At 70.1% G+C, this 16,639-nt stretch carries 20 protein-coding genes; 5 read left to right on the forward strand and 15 right to left on the reverse strand.

The window, feature by feature from the left end:
* Window positions 1-19: 19 nt before the first annotated feature.
* Complete coding sequence (locus LPN01_RS11285) at window positions 20-748, reverse strand: class I SAM-dependent methyltransferase (protein WP_262828517.1); 729 nt, start codon at window positions 746-748, stop codon at window positions 20-22.
* Window positions 748-1,179 carry a GtrA family protein gene (locus LPN01_RS11290; protein ID WP_262828518.1) on the reverse strand — a complete coding sequence of 144 codons (432 nt, stop codon included), beginning with the start codon at window positions 1,177-1,179 and terminating at the stop codon, window positions 748-750. Before LPN01_RS11290 ends, LPN01_RS11285 begins: the two co-directional genes overlap by 1 nt.
* Before the next feature lie 67 nt (window positions 1,180-1,246).
* On the opposite strand from LPN01_RS11290, the gene LPN01_RS11295 reads away from it, so the two are divergent.
* Window positions 1,247-3,028, forward strand: a complete 1,782-nt coding sequence (locus LPN01_RS11295) for an AcrB/AcrD/AcrF family protein (protein WP_262828519.1) — start codon at window positions 1,247-1,249, stop codon at window positions 3,026-3,028.
* 117 nt (window positions 3,029-3,145) lie between these two features.
* Here LPN01_RS11295 and LPN01_RS11300 read toward each other — a convergent pair whose 3' ends face one another.
* The 6 genes from LPN01_RS11300 to LPN01_RS11325 form a co-directional block, all read right to left on the reverse strand.
* Window positions 3,146-3,766 carry a MarC family protein gene (locus LPN01_RS11300; RefSeq protein ID WP_262828520.1) on the reverse strand — a complete coding sequence of 207 codons (621 nt, stop codon included), beginning with the start codon at window positions 3,764-3,766 and terminating at the stop codon, window positions 3,146-3,148.
* Entirely contained in the window at window positions 3,763-4,629 is an 867-nt protein-coding gene (gene folD / locus LPN01_RS11305; RefSeq protein WP_262828521.1) for a bifunctional methylenetetrahydrofolate dehydrogenase/methenyltetrahydrofolate cyclohydrolase FolD, read from the reverse strand. The genes LPN01_RS11300 and folD overlap by 4 nt, the downstream gene beginning before the upstream one ends.
* Window positions 4,626-4,928, reverse strand: coding sequence for a DUF167 family protein (locus LPN01_RS11310; protein WP_262828522.1), 303 nt, complete (start codon window positions 4,926-4,928; stop codon window positions 4,626-4,628). The genes folD and LPN01_RS11310 overlap by 4 nt, the downstream gene beginning before the upstream one ends.
* Before the next feature lie 4 nt (window positions 4,929-4,932).
* The gene (locus LPN01_RS11315; RefSeq protein ID WP_262828523.1) at window positions 4,933-5,244 is read right to left on the reverse strand and encodes a YggT family protein; all 312 of its coding nucleotides are present in this window, start codon (window positions 5,242-5,244) and stop codon (window positions 4,933-4,935) included.
* Between the two features lie 73 nt (window positions 5,245-5,317).
* On the reverse strand, window positions 5,318-6,217 hold the full coding sequence (argB, locus tag LPN01_RS11320) for an acetylglutamate kinase (protein WP_262828524.1): 900 nt from the start codon (window positions 6,215-6,217) through the stop codon (window positions 5,318-5,320).
* 56 nt (window positions 6,218-6,273) lie between these two features.
* A complete protein-coding gene (locus LPN01_RS11325) occupies window positions 6,274-6,948 on the reverse strand; it encodes a queuosine precursor transporter (RefSeq protein WP_262828525.1) in 675 nt (224 codons plus the stop codon).
* Between the two features lie 520 nt (window positions 6,949-7,468).
* Between LPN01_RS11325 and LPN01_RS11330 the strand changes: the two genes are divergently transcribed.
* Window positions 7,469-8,812, forward strand: a complete 1,344-nt coding sequence (locus LPN01_RS11330) for a NupC/NupG family nucleoside CNT transporter (RefSeq protein WP_262828526.1) — start codon at window positions 7,469-7,471, stop codon at window positions 8,810-8,812.
* 10 nt (window positions 8,813-8,822) lie between these two features.
* Window positions 8,823-10,169 (forward strand): amino acid permease, encoded by a 1,347-nt coding sequence (locus LPN01_RS11335; protein ID WP_262828527.1) that lies wholly within the window; start codon window positions 8,823-8,825, stop codon window positions 10,167-10,169.
* A 34-nt stretch (window positions 10,170-10,203) separates the two neighbouring features.
* Here the strand turns inward: LPN01_RS11335 and LPN01_RS11340 are convergent, their stop codons facing one another.
* The 7 genes from LPN01_RS11340 to gluQRS all read right to left on the reverse strand — a co-directional run bounded on the left by LPN01_RS11340 (window position 10,204) and on the right by gluQRS (window position 15,317).
* Window positions 10,204-10,350, reverse strand: coding sequence for a hypothetical protein (locus LPN01_RS11340; RefSeq protein ID WP_262828528.1), 147 nt, complete (start codon window positions 10,348-10,350; stop codon window positions 10,204-10,206).
* Between the two features lie 21 nt (window positions 10,351-10,371).
* Complete coding sequence (locus tag LPN01_RS11345; protein WP_262828529.1) at window positions 10,372-11,241, reverse strand: 3-hydroxybutyryl-CoA dehydrogenase; 870 nt, start codon at window positions 11,239-11,241, stop codon at window positions 10,372-10,374.
* 68 nt (window positions 11,242-11,309) lie between these two features.
* Window positions 11,310-12,287 carry an L-histidine N(alpha)-methyltransferase gene (gene egtD, locus LPN01_RS11350; protein WP_262828530.1) on the reverse strand — a complete coding sequence of 326 codons (978 nt, stop codon included), beginning with the start codon at window positions 12,285-12,287 and terminating at the stop codon, window positions 11,310-11,312.
* Entirely contained in the window at window positions 12,281-13,540 is a 1,260-nt protein-coding gene (gene egtB / locus LPN01_RS11355; RefSeq protein WP_262828531.1) for an ergothioneine biosynthesis protein EgtB, read from the reverse strand. Before egtB ends, egtD begins: the two co-directional genes overlap by 7 nt.
* Window positions 13,541-13,640: 100 nt before the next feature.
* Window positions 13,641-14,189: a cob(I)yrinic acid a,c-diamide adenosyltransferase gene (locus LPN01_RS11360; protein ID WP_262828532.1), complete on the reverse strand. Its 549-nt coding sequence runs from the start codon at window positions 14,187-14,189 to the stop codon at window positions 13,641-13,643.
* 9 nt (window positions 14,190-14,198) lie between these two features.
* The gene (locus LPN01_RS11365; RefSeq protein ID WP_262828533.1) at window positions 14,199-14,429 is read right to left on the reverse strand and encodes a twin transmembrane helix small protein; all 231 of its coding nucleotides are present in this window, start codon (window positions 14,427-14,429) and stop codon (window positions 14,199-14,201) included.
* Window positions 14,430-14,438: 9 nt separating this feature from the next.
* Entirely contained in the window at window positions 14,439-15,317 is an 879-nt protein-coding gene (gluQRS, locus tag LPN01_RS11370; RefSeq protein WP_262828534.1) for a tRNA glutamyl-Q(34) synthetase GluQRS, read from the reverse strand.
* Between the two features lie 113 nt (window positions 15,318-15,430).
* Between gluQRS and LPN01_RS11375 the strand changes: the two genes are divergently transcribed.
* Together LPN01_RS11375 and LPN01_RS11380 are read left to right on the forward strand one after the other, a co-directional pair.
* Window positions 15,431-15,997, forward strand: a complete 567-nt coding sequence (locus LPN01_RS11375) for an HNH endonuclease (protein ID WP_262828535.1) — start codon at window positions 15,431-15,433, stop codon at window positions 15,995-15,997.
* Between the two features lie 13 nt (window positions 15,998-16,010).
* Window positions 16,011-16,463 carry a hypothetical protein gene (locus LPN01_RS11380; RefSeq protein WP_262828536.1) on the forward strand — a complete coding sequence of 151 codons (453 nt, stop codon included), beginning with the start codon at window positions 16,011-16,013 and terminating at the stop codon, window positions 16,461-16,463.
* Window positions 16,464-16,639: the final 176 nt, after the last annotated feature.

Below are 16,639 nucleotides of genomic sequence, written 5' to 3' on the forward strand. Positions count from 1 at the left end.
CGCCCCAGCGACCGCAGCGTCAGCGCGGCTCGGCGAGCGTCACGATCGACACGCCCGGGGTCAGCGGCACCCGCCCGACCGCGTGCCTTTCGAGACGGAAGATCGTTTCGAACAGCGCATTGAGCGGCTTCGCCGGTGGCGAATCGTCGCTGTCGTCGCGGCCGGTGATCCGCCCCGCGATCCGCGCCGCCGCCGCCAGCGGGAACAGCAGCGAGTTGAAATAGGTGAGCTTGCGCGGCGCGAGCCCTGCCGCCGCGATCGCCTTCGCCAGCGAGCCCTTCGAATAGCGGCGGTGGTGGTGGTTGACGACGTCGTGCGCGCTCCACAGCCATTGGTGCGCCGGCACCGCGATCAGGATCTTGCCGCCGGGCTTCAACAGGCTCGCCATCCCCTTCAGGGCGGCGACATCGTCCTCGATATGTTCGACGACGTCGAGTACCGCGACGAGGTCGTACGACCCGCGCGCCACACCGGGCAGGTCGGGCAGCGGCGCGTCGCCGACCGGCCGGCCCAGCCGTTCGCTCGCGATGGCGCGGGCGGCGGGATCGATCTCGATCGCATCGACGCTGCCGAAGCCGGCGAGCATCGGCAGGTTGTGCCCCGTGCCGCAGCCGATCTCGAGGATGCGTGCGCCGGCGGGCAGGTTGCCGTAGCGGGTCAGATAGTCGCTCAGGATGTCGCGGCGCGCACGATACCACCAGTGGGTGGAATCATGCGCGGCCATGCGGTCGTAGACGATGCGGTCCATCAGGCGAATACCAGCCAGCGATTGAGGATGAAGGTGAGGATCGTCGCGAGCCCGACCGCGGGCAGCAGCGGCGCCCAGGCGGGCAGGCCGAGCTGCGCGGTGCCGATCCAGGTGACGAGCGCGTTGAGCGCCATGCCCGTGCCCTGCACCGCGACGAACTGCGCCTGCTGCCAGCGGCTGCGGTGGCCCGAGCCGTGGCCGCGAAAGCTCCAGCGGCTGTGCATGACATAGCCGGCGGTGACCGCGACGGCGAAGGCGAACGGCACCGCATAGACGGCATGCGCGCGCGGGAAGATCCAGATCGTGAGCGGCAGGTACACGGCGGAATAGATCAGCGTCGACAGGCCGCCGACGATCGCGAACCGGACCATCTGTCCGACCAGCCCGTCGTCGCGCTTGTCCGCCAGCCGTGCCGGTGCTTCCCTCGCCATCGCGCCCGCTCTAAAGGCAATGCACCGGGAACGAAACGCCAATTCGCCGTCTTTGAGGTCAACCAGCTTGCACACATCCCCACGCGATCGGCTGGCCGACGCACTCGACCGGCGCTGGGTCGCACTGACGCTCGCCGCCTGGGCGGTGGTGACGGTCTGGTACGTGTGGAGCGACTGGAACCTCGTGCGCTGGCTGTCGCTCGGCGACACCGACGACAACATGCGGCTGATGCAGGTGCGCGCATGGCTGGGCGGGCAGGGCTGGTACGACCTGCGCAACTATCGCCTCAACCCGCCGGCCGGGTTCGACATCCACTGGAGCCGCATCGTCGACCTGCCGATCGCGGGGCTGATCCTGTTCTTTCGCCTGTTCACCGGCAACGCCTGGGCGGAGCGGCTGGCGTGCGGGATCGCACCGCTGCTGCCGCTGTCGATCGCGATGCTGGGGGTCGCGGCGACGGTGCGGCGGCTGGTCCATCCGCTCGCCTGGCCGCTCGCCATCGTGTTCCTGCTCGGCACGTCGGCGACGATGCTGATGTTCCTGCCCGAACGGATCGACCACCATGGCTGGCAGCTCGCGATGCTGAGCCTGACGGTCGCCGGCCTGTGCGACGCGCGCGGTGCGCGCGGCGGGCTGATGGTCGGCCTCGCCAGCGCGGTCAGCCTCTCGATCGGACTGGAGATGCTGCCCTATTGCGCGATGGCGGGGGCGATCCTCGCGCTGCGCTGGGTATGGGACCGGGCGGAGGCGGTGCGGTTGCAGGCCTATGCGCTCAGCCTCGGCGGCGGCTCCGCGTTCGGATTCGCCGCCTTTGCCTCCAACGCCAATTACGCGATGCGCTGCGACGCGCTGACCCCGGTTTGGCTCAGCGTCACCGTCGCGGCGGGGGCGCTGCTGTTCCTGCTCGCGCGGCTCAACCCGGCGGCGCGCGGCGTCCGCATCGGGCTGTCGGTGCTGGCCGGCGCGGTGATCGCGGCGGGCTTCGTGCATTTCTTTCCGCAATGCCTCGGCCGCCCCGAAGGCGTGTCGCCCGAACTCCAGAAGAACTGGCTCGACAACGTTCGCGAGGCGAAGCCGATCTACAAACACCCGTTCCGCCTGGGCTTCCCGATCGCGGCGCTGCCGATCGTCGGCGTCGTCGGCGTGATCCTGGGGGCGTGGCGCGCGCGGGGCACGCGCGCGCTGATCGGCTGGACCGCGGTGGCGCTGTTCGTCACCTTCGCCTGCCTGATGCTGCTGTGGCAGGTGCGCGCCGGCCCCGCGGCGCAGCTGCTGGCGGTGCCGGGCGCGACGCTGCTCGGCTGGATCGTGCTGCCGCGGCTGCTCGACCATCGCGCGATGCCGGTGCGCATCGCCGGCACGGTCGCGGCATTCCTGATCGTGTCGGGGCTGTTCGCCGGGCTGGTCATCAAATACCTGCCGGTCGACCGGCCCAACGCCTATACCAAGCGGGTCAACCGTTCGACCGGCAATTGCGTCCGCTATACCGTGCTGAAGGCGCTGGACCGCTATCCGGCGCAGACGATCTTCACCTTCGTCGATCTCGGCCCGCGCGTCATCACCGTCACGCACCACAATGCCATCGCCGGTCCCTATCACCGCAACGGCGATGCGATCCTCGACGTCCAGCATGCGTTCGGCGGCAGTGCGGACCAGGCGCATGCGATCATCCGCCGCCACGGTGCGACGATGCTGATGCTGTGCCCGAACCATTCGGAATCGACCAATTACCGCGCGCGCGATCCGGGCGGCTTCTACGACCAGCTCGCGCATGGCGAGGTGCCGGCGTGGCTGACCCCGCTGCCGCTGCCCGGGGATTCGCCGCTGCGGCTGTTCCGGGTGGATTGACCGGCCGGCGCCGCGAGGAATGGTGTCGCGCGAAGGCGCGAAGCCCTTTGTCCGTGCCGCAACGCCGGCGGTCGAGGACAGCGGCCTCGCCGCGCGAACATTCGTCCCGATGACGGGTTACCGCAGGCTCACCTGCAACCCGTCCATCACGAACTGTACCGCGAGCGCCGCGAGCAGCACGCCGAGCAGGCGGGTGATGACCGCCTCGATCCGCGCGCCGAGCAGGCGCATCAACGGCCCCGCGGCGAGCAGCGCGGCGAGCGTCAGCAGCAGAATCGTGCCCAGCGCCCCGAGCACCACCGCCGTCGCCTCCACCCCGTTGGTCCGCGCCATCAGCAGCATCACGCTGGCGATCGAGCCGGGCCCGGCGATCATCGGCATCGCCATGGGAAAGATCGACACATCCTCCACCTCCGGATCGCGCGCGACCTCGGCGGCGCGATCCTCGCGGCGCTGGGTGCGCTTCTCGAACACCATTTCGAGCGCGATCAGGAACAGCATGATGCCGCCGGCGATGCGGAAGCTCGCCAGGCTGATCCCCAGCCCGCGCAACAGGTCCTCGCCGACCAGCGCGAAGACCAGCAGGATCGCCGACGCCACGCCGACCGCGCGGACCGCCATCGCGCGGCGCTGCGCCGGCGACGCCCCGGCCGACAGCCCGGCATAGATCGGCGCGCAGCCGAGCGGGTCGATGATGACGAAGAAGGTTATCAGCGTCGAGACGAACAGCTCGATCACAGCATCGCCTCGATGCGCTCGCGCCGGCAGGCGGAGACATAGGTGTTGCGGATCAGGCAGGCGATCGTCATCGGCCCGACGCCGCCCGGCACCGGCGTGATCGCGCCCGCGACCGGCAGCGCCGCGGCGAAGTCGACGTCGCCGACCAGCCCCGCATCCGTGCGGTTGATGCCGACGTCGATGACGGTCGCGCCCGGCCGGATCCAGTCGCCCCGGACGAAGCCCGCAATGCCGACCGCGGCGACGACGATGTCGGCGCGGCGCACGTGCGCGGCGACGTCGCGGGTGCGGCTGTGCACGATCGTGACGGTGCAGCTCTGCTGGAGCAGCAGTTGCGCCATCGGCTTGCCGACGATGTTGGACCGCCCGACGACGACCGCCTCCATCCCCGCCAGCGTCGGATGCACGTCGCGCAGCAGCATCAGGCAGCCGAGCGGCGTGCACGGCACGAAGCCCTCCGCGCCGATCGCGAGGCGGCCGGCGTTGACCGGGTGGAAGCCGTCGACGTCCTTGTCGGGATCGATCGCCAGCAGCACGCCCTGCGCATCGATATGCGGCGGCAACGGCAATTGCACGAGGATGCCGTCGACCGCCGGATCGGCGTTCAGCCGTGCGACCAGCGCCAGCAGCGTCACGGCGTCGGTATCGGCGGGCAGGCGGTGTTCGAAACTTTCCATCCCCGCATCGCGCGTCGCCCTGCCCTTGTTGCGGACGTAGACGGCGGAGGCGGGGTCTTCGCCGACCAGCACCACCGCGAGCCCCGGCGCGCGGCCGGTGGCGGCGCGGAACGCGGCGACATGGGTGGCGATGCGGGTGCGCAGGGCGAGGGCATGCGCCTTGCCGTCGATGATCGTGGCGGTCATGCCGCGGCCTCATAGAGGCTGGCGGCGATCTTCGCCAGCGCGTGCGGATCGCCCGCGACATGCAGCCGCTTCAGCCGCGCGCCGTCGCCGGCCATCAGCCGCACCGCGCTACGGGGCACCGCAAAGACGGTCGCGACGAGCGCGATCAGCGCCGCATTCCCCTTGCCGTCGACCGGCGCGGCGGCGATCCGCGCGGCGAGGTGCGCGCCGGTCCCGGCCAGCAACGCATCGCGGCCGCCGCGCGGCGTGACGCGGATGGCGAGGACGATGCCGTCGTCGCGCGCCGCCCACGCCGCCATCGGATCAGATCGCGCCGTTCGCCATCACGCTCATCGCGATGTTGGGCAGGATGATGCTGTCGAGGATGCGGATGACGATGAGGACGACCAGCGGCGCGAGGTCGATGCCGCTGATGTTGGGCAGGATGCGGCGCAGCGGCCGGTACATCGGCTCGGTCAGCCGATCGAGCCCGTGGTGCAGCGAGCTGACGAAATTGTTCGACGTATTGATGACGTTGAACACGATCAGCAGCGACAGCACGAACTGGACCATGATGATCCACCACACCACGTTGAGCAGCACCTGGAGGATCTGGATGAGGGTAAGCGCGATCACGCGAGGCTCCGGGATGAGGGTTCGGCCGCCGGCCTAGCGGATTCGTGACGACGGGGACAGGGGCGCGTCGCCTTCAGGCGTGGACCAGCGTGCCCGCCCCCGCCGAAGTGAAGATCTCCAGCAGCATCGCGTGCGGCACGCGACCGTCGAGGATCACCGCCGCATCCACCCCGGATTCGACCGCCGCGACGCAGGTGTCGACCTTGGGGATCATCCCGCCGGAAATCGTCCCGTCCGCCTTCAGCGCGGCGATGCGCGCGGGGTCGAGATCGGTCAGCAGCACCTTGTCCTTCGTCAGCACGCCGGCGACGTCGGTCAGCAGGAAGAAGCGCGACGCGCCGAGCGCGGCGGCGATCGCGCCCGCCATCGTATCGGCGTTGATGTTGTAGGTGTGGCCGTCGGCGCCCAGCGCGATCGGCGCGATCACCGGGATGATCCCGCTGCCCGACAGCGTGTCGACGATCGTCCGGTCGACCGCCACCGGTTCGCCGACGAAGCCCAGGTCGACGTGGCGCTCGATCCCCTGCAGCGTGTCGGGCGTCTCGCGGCCGACCTTCACCGCGGTGACGAGGTTCGCGTCCTTGCCCGATATGCCGACCGCGCGACCGCCCGCCTGGCCGATCCAGGCGACGATTTCCTTGTTGATCGATCCCGCCAGCACCATTTCCGCGATCCGCGCGGTTTCGGCGTCGGTCACCCGCAGCCCGTCGACGAAGCGCGATTCGACGCCCAGCCGCTTCAGCATCGCCCCGATCTGCGGCCCGCCGCCGTGGACGACGACCGGATTGATCCCGACCGCCTTCAGCAGCACGACATCCTCGGCGAAATCGCGCGCCAGTTCGGGGTCGCCCATCGCATGGCCGCCGTATTTCACCACGAACGTCTGCCCCGCGTAGCGCTGGAGATACGGCAGCGCCTCGGTCAGCGTTTCGGCCTTGGCGAGCAGCGCCGCGGTGGTGGGGGAGTCGGTCATGACGCGGGCTTTAGCGGCGGACGCCCGCCGGTCAAAGTCCCGCGCGCGGCGGGTGGTCAGCTGCGGTCGAGCCGGCGCCCCAGCCCGACGAACAGGTAGATGAGCGGCGGCACCAGGATCGCCGACAGCGCGACCTTCGCGATCATCTGGCCCAGCAGCAACTCGCCGATCGGGAACACGCCGGCGAAGGCGATCGTGACGAACAGCAATGTGTCGACGATCTGGCTGAGCACGCTCGCGATGCCCGCACGCAGCCACAACAGCCCGCCCCCCTCGCGCCCCTTGAGCGCGGCGAAGATCGTGACGTTGAGCGTCTGCGAGATGCCATAGGCGACGATCCCGCCCAGCCAGATCCGCGGCGTGCCGCCCATCATCAGCTGGAACGCGTCGCGCCGCGCCGGCTCCATATCGGCCGCGGCGGGCACCGACAGCACCACGACCGACAGCAGGATCGATACGATCAGCGGCACGAAGCCGATCTGCACCAGGCGGTTGGCGATCGTCCGGCCGTGCAGCTCGGCGACCGCGCTCGACACGACGACGAGCAGCAGGAAGGCGAAGATCCCCGCCTCCACCGCCAGCGGCCCGAGCCCGACGAGTGGCCCGAGCGCCGACAGCGGCCCCAGCGCGACCTGCTTGTTGCCGAGCACGCCGGCGATGCAGACCATGCCGCCGTAGAAGATCGAAAAGGCGAAGAGCGAGCGCGGAATGCTGCGGGCCGGAGTGTCCATCGGCGCGACGCTAGCGCGTTTCCGCGGTCGGGCAAACACTTCTGGGGTCGCGGCGGGCGCGGGGGCGAGGCCGGAATGTCGCGGATCGCCGCATCGGTCTGCCCCGGCGGACGCCGACGGCCAGTCCGGATGGCGTCGCGCACGGTCGGACAGGTTCGCCCAGCTGGACCCCGGCCTTCGCCGGGGGGCAAGATGGCGGGGTGGGGCTATCAGCGTGGGCGCCGCAGTGGTGCTCGGCGGGCCGCCGTCGGATTGCAACGGTTCCGATCGTGGCCGGGGCGGGGCGGGCCCGATCTATCGCTCACGTCTTCCCCGGCGGAGGGGCAAGGGGGCATGCGTCGAGGGGCGTAGCCGACGGTTCCACGGCCATGCGGCGGTTCGACGTGGGATCGCCATCGCCGTGGCGGTCGCCATGCGCTGCGGCGGCGCGCGCCAATCGCCTATGGCCTCACGAAAAACCGCGTGTATGCTTGCCCGTCGCAGCCGGGGGGCCGCGGCGGTCCATTCCGGCGGAAACATCATGCATCGTATCCTGATCGGCGTCGCCGGCATCCTCGTCATTCTCGGTATCGCCGTCGCGCTGTCCACCGATCGCCGCGCGATCCGGCTGCGCGTCGTCGGCGCCGCCTTCGCGCTGCAGGCGCTGATCGCGACGATCGTGCTCTACTGGGGACCCGGGCGGCAGGCGCTGGCCGGCGCGTCCGCGGGCGTATCTGCGCTGCTCGGTTACTCGCAGAAGGGCACCGAATTCCTGTTCGGCAAGCTCGCCGCGCCGGAGATCGGCGGCCAGAGCTTCGCGATCGCCGCGCTGCCGGTCATCATCTTCTTCGCCAGCCTCGTCTCGATCCTCTATTATCTGGGCGTCATGCAGGTGGTGGTGCGCTGGGTCGGCGGCGGCATCGAATGGGTGATCGGCACGTCGAAGGTCGAATCGCTGTGCGCCGCCGCCAACATCTTCGTCGGCCAGTCGGAATCGCCGCTGGTGATCCGCCCCTATCTCGCCGGCCTGACCCCGCCGCAGCTGTTCACGGTGATGACCAGCGGCATGGCGGGCGTCGCCGGCACGATCCTCGCCGCCTATGCCTCGATGGGCATCCGCATCGAATATCTCCTCGCGGCGAGCTTCATGGCGGCACCCGGCGGCATCCTGATGGCCAAGATCATCATGCCCGACCGCAGCGTCGCGCCCGAGGGCGAGCTGCCGCTCGGCGACCTGCCCGACGGGAACCGCCAGATCGCGCTCGCCGAACACCGGATCAGCGGCGCCGGCCCGGCCGCGCTGCTGCCGGAGGGTGGCCCCGCGGGCACGCCCGGCGAGCCGCTGCCCGAAGCGACGCACGACGAGGAAAAGCCCGCCAACCTCATCATGGCCGCCGCGCAGGGCGCGCAGACGGGCGTGCGGCTGGCGGTCGCGGTCGGCGCGATGGTGCTGGCGTTCGTCGCGCTGGTGGCGCTCGCCAACGGGCTGCTCCGCGGCCTCGGCAACCTCGTCGGGCTGCCGGGCCTCAGCTTCCAGGCGCTGCTCGGCTATGTCTTCCAGCCCGTGATGTTCCTGCTCAACGTGCCGTGGAACGAGGCGGGGATCGCCGGCGGCCTGTTCGGCGAGAAGATCGTGCTCAACGAATTCGTCGCCTATATCGACCTCGGCCAGCAGAAGGGCCTGTCGCACCAGACCGTGGCGGTCGTGACCTTCGCGCTATGCGGCTTCGCCAATTTTTCCTCGATCGCGATCCAGATGGCGGTCACCGGCAGCCTGGCGCCCAACCAGCGACCGATGATCGCCAAGCTCGGCCTGCGCGCGCTCGCCGCGGGCAGCCTTGCCAACCTGATGTCGGCGGCGCTCGCCGGCCTGCTGATCGGCTGATCGCGCAGGCATGACCGGTCTCCAGCGCAGCCTCGGGCCGGGCCAGCTCGCGATGATCGCGATCGGCGGCGCGATCGGCACCGGACTGTTTTTGGGCAGCGGCTTCGCGATCGGCCTCGCCGGGCCGGCGGTGCTGGTGAGCTATGCGATCGGCGGCCTCGTCACGCTGGCGCTGATGGGGTGCCTGGCCGAAATGACGGTGGCCGATCCGGCGACGGGGTCGTTCGGACTGTTCGCGGAACGCCATCTCGGCCGTTTCGCCGGGTTCCTGGTCCGCTATGCCTATGTCACCTGCATCATCCTGGCGATCGGGACGGAGGTGACCGCGGTCGCGATCTACATGCGCTTCTGGGCGCCCGACGTGCCCGGATTGTGGTGGATCGGCGGCTTCGCGGGCGCTCTGCTGGCGGTCAACCTCGCCAGCGTCCGGATGTTCGGCGCGGTCGAATACGCCTTTTCCGCGGTCAAGGTCGCCGCGATCCTGGCGTTCGTCCTGATCGGGCTCTGGGTGATCGCGCTCACCGGGGTGGGCCTGCACCACTATAGCGCGCACGGCGGTTTCGCTCCCCACGGCATCGGCGGGATCTGGACCGCGGTGATCGTCGCGATCTTCAGCTACCTCAGCATCGAGATGATCGCGGTCGCGGCGGGCGAGGCGCGCGAGCCCGAACGCGCGATCGTCGCCGCGTTCCGCTCGACGATGCTGCGGCTGGCGCTCTTCTACCTCGGCAGCCTCGCGGTGATGCTCGCGATCGTGCCGTGGACGCAGGCGGGGACGACGACCAGTCCCTTCGTCACGGTGATGCAGGCGACCGGCCTGCCCTATGCCCCCGGCATCCTCAACGCCGTCGTCCTGATCGCCGCGCTGTCGGCGATGAACAGCCAGCTCTACACCGCGTCGCGGATGCTGTTCAGCCTCGCCGGGAGCGGCTTCGCGCCACGGGGGCTGACGCGGGTCAACCGGCGCGGCGTGCCGGTCGCCGCGCTGCTCGCCTCCGCCGCGGGAATCGCCGTCGCCGCCGGCGTCTATCTGTGGCGGCCGGATGCGGCGCTGGGGGTGATGATCGCGGTGTCGATCTTCGGCGGGCTCTTCACCTGGGGCATGATCTTCGTCACCCACCTCGCCTTCCGCCGGCGGGTCGGTGCACCGGCGGCGTTCCGGATGTGGGGCTATCCCTGGACCAGCCTCGCCGGCGCCGGGGCGATCCTCGCGATCCTGGCGACGACGCCGTTCACGGGGCCGTTCGCGCTGACTCTGGCCTATGGCGTGCCGTTCCTCGCGATCCTGACCGGCGTGTACGCGCTGTGGTTCCGGTCGAAGGACAGCCCCGCGGCGGCGGGTATCGACCGGCGCTGACGATGCGGCCCGAACGGACGCGCGGCAGCGCGCGCTATTCGTCGGTGCGCATCTTCACCTTGTTGGGCAAATCCTTGCCCTTGGTCCGGCGCGAGGGCAGCTGCACCGGGTTCTTCTTCTTCCATTCCTTGTAGGTCATCGGCCCGTCGGGCGTGTCGACGATCGTGTCATCGAGGCTCATGCCATCCTCCTCCCGTCCTCCTCAGCGCGTCGGTTCCGGCGTCGCGCCGCTGTAATCGTAGAAGCCGCGCCCGGTCTTGCGGCCGTACCAGCCCGCCTCGACGTATTTGACCAGCAGCGGCGCCGGGCGGAACTTGGGATCGCCGGTGCCTTCGAACAGCACCCGCGTGATTTCCAGACAGGTGTCGAGGCCGATGAAGTCCGCCAGCGTCAGCGGCCCCATCGGGTGGTTGAGCCCGAGCTGGCAGGCGAGGTCGATGTCGCGGATCGTCGCCACGCCCTCGCCCAATGCGAAGACCGCCTCGTTTATCATCGGCATCAGCACGCGGTTGACGATGAAGCCCGGCGCGTCGTTGGCGCGCACCACCGCCTTGCCGAGCCGATCGGCGAAATCCTCGATCCGGGCCACCGTCGCGTCCGACGTGGCGAGGCCGCGGATCACCTCGATCAGCCCCATCACCGGGACAGGGTTGAAGAAATGCACGCCGATGAAGCGCGCCGGATCGGGCGTCGCCTGCGCCAGCCGCGTGATCGGGATCGACGAGGTGTTGGAGGCGAGCACCGCGTCGGCGCCGAGCACCGCGCCGACGTCCCTGAAGATCGCGCGCTTGATCTCCTCGCGCTCGGTCGCCGCCTCGATCACCAGCGCGCAGTCGCCCATCGTCGCGACGCCCGCCACCGGCTCGATGCGCGCCAGCGTCGCGTCGCGGGTGGCGGCGTCGATCTTTTCCTTGTCGACCGCACGCGCCAGCTGTTTGGCGATGCCCGCCTTGCCCGCGTCCGCGCGCTCCTGCGACACGTCGGTCAGGATCACGCGATATCCCGCCGCGGCGGATACCTGCGCGATCCCCGCGCCCATCTGGCCCGCCCCGATGACTCCGACCGCCTGCATGTCCGTCTCCCTATCCGTTTGGCGCGCCATAGCGGCTTTCGGCGCCGCTGCCAGCCGGACGTGTCCGGTCAGGGCGCGGGCCGCTCCGCCTGCGCCTCGCACAGGAACAGCGCGAACAGGCCGTCGGGATCGGTCCATTCGTGGATCGGCGTCCACCCGCCCGAACGCAGCAGGATGCGCGCATCGCGCGAGCCGTATTTGTGGCTGTTCTCGGTATGGATGCTCTCCCCCGCGGCCATCGCGAACGGGCGACCGTCGACGGTGAAGGCGACGTCGCCGGTCGCGACCAGATGCATCTCGATCCGGGCGCGGTCGTCGTTCCAGCGTGCCTCGTGCCGGAAGGCGTCGACCGGGATCGTGCCGTCCAGCTCGCGGTTGATCCGGTCGAGCAGGTTGCGGTTGAACGCCGCGGTGACGCCCGCGGCATCGTCATAGGCGGCGACCAGCGTGTCGGGGTCCTTGATCCGGTCCATGCCGATCAGCAGCATCGCGCCCTCCCCCAGCGACGCGCGCATCGCGCGCAACAGGTCGACCGCCATCAGCGGGATCATGTTACCGATGGTCGAGCCGGGGAAGAAGCCGAGCTTGGGCGTGTCGGCGACCGTGTGCGGCAGGGTGAGCGGCCGCATGAAGTCCGCCTCGAACGGCAGTACCAGCAGGTCGGGGAACGCCGCCGACAGCATGCGCGACGATTCGCGCAGGAAATCGCCGGAAATATCGATCGGGACATAGGCGGACGGCTGGGCGCAGCGCAGCAGCAGCGGCGTCTTCACAGACGATCCCGATCCGAACTCCACCACCGCGCGGCCGGTGCCGACGATGCTCGCGACCTCCGGACAGATCCGCTCGAGGATCGCGGTTTCGGTCCGCGTCGGATAATATTCGGGGACGTTGGTGATCCCTTCGAACAGTTCCGATCCCAGCCGGTCGTAGAACCAGCGCGCGGGGACCGCGCGCGGCCGGCGTTCCAGCCCGGCGAGCACGTCCGCGCGGAACTGCGGATCGGCCAGCGACTGTTCGCCGTCCTCGGCTTCGGGTTTCAGCATCGGATATCCTTGGCGAGCCGCACGCCGGTGAACTGCCAGCGCTGGTGCGGGTAGAAGAAGTTGCGGTAGCTGGCGCGGACATGCCCGCGCGGCGTCGCGCAGCTGCCGCCGCGCAACACGAACTGGCCGCTCATGAACTTGCCATTGTATTCGCCGACCGCGCCCTCGGCGGTGCGGAAGCCGGGATAGGGGCGATAGGCGCTGCCGGTCCATTCCCACACGTCGCCGAAGAAGGCGGGGCCGGCGGACGCGGGGCGCGGCTCGACCGGACCGGCGTCGTCCATCTGGTTGCCGCGGGTCGCATCGTGCGCCTGCGCCGCCGCTTCCCATTCGAATTCGGTCGGCAGCCGCGCACCGGCCCAGCTGGCATAGGCGTCCGCTTCGTAGAGGCTGACGTGCGTCACCGGCGCGGCGGGATCGATCGCGCGGCGGCCGTCGAGCCCCATGCGGGTCCAGCCGCCGTCGCGGGCCTCCCAATACAGGGGCGCCGCGATACCCTCCGCCTTCACCCAGGCCCAGCCGTCGGCGAGCCAGTGCCGCGGGTCGTCATAACCGCCGTCGGCGATGAAGGCGGCCCATTCGTCGTTGGTCACCGTGCGGTCGGCGATCGCATGGGGCACCAGCAGCGCGTCGTGGCGCGGGCCTTCGCAGTCGAAGGCGAAGTCGGCGCCCTCGTGACCGATGCGGACGATGCCGCCGGGCCGCGCGATCCAGCCGATCGGGTCGGGCATCGCCACCGGCGTCTTCGCCGCCGCGGGCCACAGTCCCGGTTCGAGCGGGTTCTCGCCGAACAGGTGCAGGATATCGGTGACGAGCAGTTCCTGGTGCTGTTCCTCGTGATGGCAACCGAGCGCCACCAGCGCCAGCGCCGCGTCGGGCAGGTCGGCCATCGCCGTCGCCATCGCCGCATCGACGTAAGCGCGGTACGCGCGCACCTCGTCCAGCGTCGGGCGGGTCACCATGCCGCGCCGGTCGCGCGCATGGCGCCGCCCTTCCGCCTCGTAATAGCTGTTGAACAGGAAGGGGAAACGATCGTCGTGCAGGCGATAGCCCGCGACATGGTCGCGCAGCACGAACGTTTCGAAGAACCAGGTCGTGTGCGCCAGATGCCATTTCGTCGGCGAGGCATCGGGCATCGACTGGACGGTGGCGTCGGCGTCGGACAGCGGCGCGGCGAGCGCCAGCGACAGCGCGCGGACCGACGCATAGCGTCGCGCAAGCGGGGTTTCCGGTTCGGGCGCGATCTTCAGCATGGCAAAACTTCCCCGCGCCTCGGCGCCAAGTCGGACAAGCGAACGAAACGGGAAAGGGTTGCAGAACAAAGCGTCATCCCGGCAAACACCGGGCGGAACGCTACCGGTTCGCCCCCGGCCGCCACGTCACGTCGCCGCCGGCACCCTGGTTCACCGCCCGCGCCGCGACGAACAGCCAGTCCGACAGGCGGTTGAGATAGGCGAGCGCCGGCGCGTTGAGGCCGTCGACCGCCACCGCGCTCCGTTCCGCGCGGCGCACGATCGCCCGAGCCAGATGCAGCGCTGCGGCGGCGGGATCGCCGCCGGGCAGCACGAAACTGGTCAGCGGCGCCAGACCGGCGTTCATCGCGTCGATCTCCGCCTCCAGCCGCGCCACCTGCTCCGGCACGATCCGCAACGCGCCCGCGATCCCGTCCGGCGTCGCGACATCGGCGCCGAGATCGAACATGTCGTTCTGGATGGTCGTCAGCGCCGCGGCGGGATCGCGTCCGCCCAGCGTCGCCACGGCGATGCCGATCGCGCTGTTGGCTTCGTCGATATCGCCGATCGCGGTCATCAGCGGGTCCGCCTTCGACACCCGCGATCCGTCGACCAGGCCCGTGGTGCCGGCATCGCCCGTGCGTGTGTAGATCCGGTTGAGCTTGACCACGCTAGCGGATCAGGTGCGACCGCCGAGGAACAGGATCAGAACCACGATCAGGATCGCCAGCGCCTGGAAGAAGATCCGCTGCTGCATCATGCGGTTCGACTTGAGCGAGGCGGCCGAGGGCCCCTCGCCGCTCCGCACCTGCGCATGGCTTTCCTGAAGGAAGGCGATGACGCCGCGGACCAGCGCGACCACCGTCGCCAGCATCGCCGCGATCAGCAGAATGACGAGGAAAGTGTTCATGGCCCTTATCTAGGCATTGTCGGGGGCAAAGCCAATGGGCGGCGCGCCGGGCGCGCCCTGCCCCGCGCGCAGCGACCGCGCCAGCGCCGCCCCGTCCTCGCCCGCCGCGCGCCGATCCGCCAGCGCCGCCGCGCCGTTGCGCTTGGCGAGCCGTTCGCCGTCGGCGCCGACCAGCAGCGGGTGGTGCAGATACACCGGCGTCGGCAATCCCAGCAGCCCCTGGAGCAAACGGTGGACGTCGGTCGCGCGCATCAGGTCGCGGCCCCGCACCACGTCGGTCACGCCCTGCGCCGCGTCGTCGACCGTCACCGCCAGGTGATAGCTCGCCGGCGCATCCTTGCGCGCCAGCACGACGTCGCCGAACGCCAGAGGCTCGGCGCGCTGCGGCCCGGCATCGCGGTCGATCCAGCCGAGCGGCCCCGCCGCGGCGAACGCGGCGTCCATCGCGAGCCGCCACGCATGCGGCACCCCCGCCGCGACCCGCTCCGCCGCGACGCCCGCATCGAGCCGGCGGCACGTCCCCGGATAGACCGGCCCGTCCGGCCCGTGGTGCGGCGCGCTGGCGCTCGCGGCGATGTCGGCGCGCGTGCAGAAGCAGGGGTAGAGCAGCCGATCGGCGCGCAGCCGGTCCAGCGCCGCGGCATAGGCGGGCAGCCGGGTCGATTGCCGCACGACCGGACCGTCCCAGGCCAGCCCCAGCCAGGCGAGGTCGGCGAGGATACCCGCGACATGGTCTTCGCGGCTGCGCGTGCCGTCGATATCCTCGATCCGCAGCAGAAACCGGCCACCCGCGCGCCGCGCATGGTCATGCGCGCGGATCGCGGCATAGGCGTGGCCCAGGTGCAGCCGGCCGGTCGGGCTGGGCGCGAAGCGGGTGACGACGGTCATGTCCGGTACCGCCGCACGACGGCGGACGCTTGACCATCGTCGGCCGGCTGTGCTGTCATACCAGCGTCACTCCCGTGGGCGACACGGCCTGCGGGTAATCCGTGGGAGGAGCCGTGTTTCATCCCGATCTGATCCGTCACCCCGATAGTTGTCCCGCGCTCGTCCTCAACGCGGATTATACGCCGCTGTCCTATTATCCGCTCAGCGTCTGGCCGTGGCAGACCGCGATCAAGGCGGTGTTCCTCGATCGCGTCGACATCGTCGCGCATTACGAACGCGCCGTGCGCAGCCCGACCGCGGAGATCAAGCTGCCGTCGGTGATCGCGCTGAAGCAATATGTCCGTCCCTCGGCATTTCCGGCGTTCACCCGCTTCAACCTGTTCCTGCGCGACCGGTTCGCCTGTCAATATTGCGGCGTGGCGCGCGACCTGACGTTCGACCATGTCGTACCGCGCGCGCAAGGCGGGCGGACGACGTGGGAGAATGTCGTCACCGCCTGCGCGCCGTGCAACCTGCGCAAGGGCGGGCGGACGCCGAAACAGGCGCATATGCCGCTGCATATCGAGCCGATCCGGCCGACCAATTGGCATCTGCAGGAACATGGCCGCGCGTTTCCGCCAAACTATCTCCACGACACATGGCACGACTGGCTCTACTGGGACGTCGAGCTGGAAGCATGATCGGAGGCTGGATTTGCGGCAGGTAATCATCGTGGCGGCGCTGGGGGCGATGCTGGCGGGCTGCGGGGCGAAGGACGACAAGGCGGCGCAGGCGGATGCCAATGCGGCGGGCTTCGTGCCGCCGGCGGTCACCAGCCGCGTCGATTTCGCCAGCGCGATGGAGCGCCGGTTCCGCACGCTCGACCGCAACGGCGACGATCGGCTCGACGCATCCGAACTGCCCCGCCGCAACAGCCGGCTGATGGCGTTCGATCGCGACAAGGACGGCAAGATCAGCCTGATCGAATGGGGCGAGGGCACCGTGCGCCGCTTCGACCAGATGGACCTCAATCACGACGGCACCGTGACGTCGGAAGAGGAGAGCGAATGGCGCGCCGCCCGCGCCGCCGGCCGCACCCCCGCCGCGCAGCCGACCACGCCCGTGCTGGGCGACGCGCTGAGCAATCAGGGGACGACCGCGCGGTAGAGCCGCAACGCCGGTTCGGATTGGAACCGACCGTCCCCGTCGCACCGTCACGCCGGACAGGCTCCGGGGACGGCAATCCGGGAATGGACGTCGCGACGCAGGATCGCGATCGGCGGGAGAAGGCACGCTTTCGCAACGACGACATCTTCCCCGGTTGACCGGAAACCTGCCGCAGC

The organism is Sphingomonas sp. A2-49, from assembly GCF_025548555.1.
Classification (GTDB): domain Bacteria; phylum Pseudomonadota; class Alphaproteobacteria; order Sphingomonadales; family Sphingomonadaceae; genus Sphingomonas.